This is a genomic window from Streptomyces sp. NPDC058964 (genome assembly GCF_042741275.1).
In the GTDB taxonomy this organism is placed as follows: Bacteria; Actinomycetota; Actinomycetes; order Streptomycetales; family Streptomycetaceae; genus Streptomyces.
In genome coordinates this window covers 1-1,018 of the sequence record NZ_JBHYKH010001085.1, presented here as the reverse complement: position 1 = coordinate 1,018, position 1,018 = coordinate 1, and the positions used below count along the sequence as shown (strand labels likewise).

2 protein-coding genes are annotated in these 1,018 nt (G+C 75.5%); both read left to right on the top strand.

Annotation, left to right across the window (positions count from 1 at the left end):
• A partial coding sequence (locus tag ACFW2E_RS47845; protein WP_384478690.1) for a vancomycin high temperature exclusion protein occupies positions 1-378 on the top strand: 378 nt, incomplete at its 5' end.
• Between the two features lie 254 nt (positions 379-632).
• Positions 633-1,018: molybdopterin oxidoreductase family protein (locus ACFW2E_RS47840; RefSeq protein ID WP_384478688.1), on the top strand; the 386-nt coding region annotated here is incomplete at its 3' end.

Below are 1,018 nucleotides of genomic sequence, written 5' to 3'. Positions count from 1 at the left end.
GTGTCCCCCGCGCCGGACCCATTGCGCGCAAACCGGGCCGGGCCCGGGGGCCCGGGGGGGCGTAACGACAGCGACTACGCGGGCTTCGACACCTGGGACTCGTGCGTCCGGGCCAAGAAGATCTTCGGTGTGGACCGGGCGGTGCTGATCAGCCAGGACTTCCACATCCGGCGGGCGGTGGCGCTGTGCCAGGAGGCGGGGGTGGCGTCGTACGGCGTCGGGGTCGGCGAGGTGCGCGACGTGACCTGGTACTACGGGGGCGCCCGGGAGGTCCTGGCGGCGGGGAAGGCGGCGCTCGACGCGGTGTTCGAGCCCGACCCCCGGTTCCTGGGACCCGAGGAGCCGGGGGTGTCACGGGCGTTGGGCACGCCCGGCTGAGGCCGCATGCCTGAGCGGACGGATCCGGGCGTTCTGCCCAGGCTGTTCGCGCTGCCGGCGGCGGCCGGGACCGCGTCGGCCGACCAGGACCCACCGGCGATCACGCCCGACGAGTGCTGCCCCGGGCCGCCCGCCGGAGCCGGCATGGCACGCGTCTCCCTCACGGCCGCCCGGGGCCGACGGGGAGGTCACCGTCCCGGCGGCGTAACAAACGGCCGCCCGGACGCGTAACACGCACGTCGCACGCTGGCGGCATGCAGAACACCGCCGCGCCCACGCCCACCCACTGCCCGTACTGCGCGCTGCAGTGCGGAATGAACCTGACGCCCGCCGCCGACGGAACCGTCGAGGTGTCCGAGCGTCCGGACTTCCCGGTGAACCGGGGCGCGCTGTGCGGCAAGGGGCGGACGGCGCCGGCGGTGCTCTCGTCAGGCGTGCGGCTGACGTCGCCGCTGGTGCGGTCGGACGAGGGGACGCTCGTGCCGGCGGGCTGGGACGAGGCGCTGGGGCGGATCGCCGGGAACCTCACCCGGACGCGGGCGGAGTACGGCGCGGACGCGCTGGGGGTGTTCGGCGGGGGCGGGCTGACCAACGAGAAGGCGTACGCGCTGGGGAAGTTCGCGCGGGTGGTGCTGGGCAC